Raw genomic sequence first — 920 nt, 5'->3', positions numbered from 1 at the left:
AGGAAGGTCATAAACGGGAAAATGGTCACTCGCCATTTCAGCAAGCGTGGTACGCAGCCAGGTCGCGTCCGGGCATTCGGTTTTGATTTCGGTCATGGTTTGGTTCTCAGCAAGTTATCAGCAAAGCGGCAGCAAACGCCGCTCAGACAGCATGCCGTCACGACACCGCGCAGACATCAACGCAGAGGGCGCAGGGCTCTCGCCCAGCGCGGAGAGCCGCCTGGAGGCCGTCGCTAATCCCCTACATTCCGGGACACCCGACAAAGCGACGAAATAGACACTTTAGCGATAGACTTTCGGTACAGTTGTGGCATGTTGTGTCGAAAGAGACGTATCGGTCAGAGGAGAGAAAAAAGTGAGCAAAACATACGGTTACGTTCGCGTATCAACCGACGAACAAACCAGCAACAGCCAGCGCGACGCCATCATCGCCCGGTTCCCAACAGCCTCCATCCTCGCCGACGACGGGATCAGCGGGACGGTACCACCACGCGAGCGTCCAGCCCTCGGCATCCTCCTGAACCAGATCCTGCAGGAGGGCGACACGCTGGTCATCTACGCGATCGACCGCATCGGCAGGAACGCCCGGGACGCCCTCGAACTGGTCGAGGAGCTGGAGAAACGAAAAGTAACCCTGGTCAGCATCCGCGAGGGTGTCGATTTGAGCAGCGCCGTCGGACAGGCCGTCCTCGGCATCATGGCGAGTTTCGCGCAGATGGAGCGCAAGCTCATACTGGAACGCCAGGCGGCAGGGATCGAGGCCGCAAAGAGCCGTGGCCAGAAGTTCGGACGCCCGACCAAGATCGGCGCGAAAGAAGCGGGGGAGATAGTCATGCGCCGCGCCATGGGGGTACCAATAGCCACCATAGCCAAGCAGTTAAATCTGAGCAGGAGCGCGATTTACCGCCACCTTGAGAAGG

The 920-nt window shown here is 59.5% G+C and carries 1 protein-coding gene; it reads left to right on the top strand.

Annotated features, from left to right (window positions below; all coding sequences use genetic code 11):
- Positions 1-355: 355 nt before the first annotated feature.
- A partial coding sequence (locus tag HMPREF3138_RS18130; protein ID WP_070559209.1) for a recombinase family protein occupies positions 356-920 on the top strand: 565 nt, incomplete at its 3' end.

It is taken from the genome of Serratia sp. HMSC15F11 (assembly GCF_001808215.1).
GTDB lineage: Bacteria > Pseudomonadota > Gammaproteobacteria > Enterobacterales > Enterobacteriaceae > Serratia > Serratia nevei.
The sequence above is the reverse complement of the archived record's forward strand: the minus strand, read 5'-3'. Positions and strand labels throughout refer to the sequence as shown.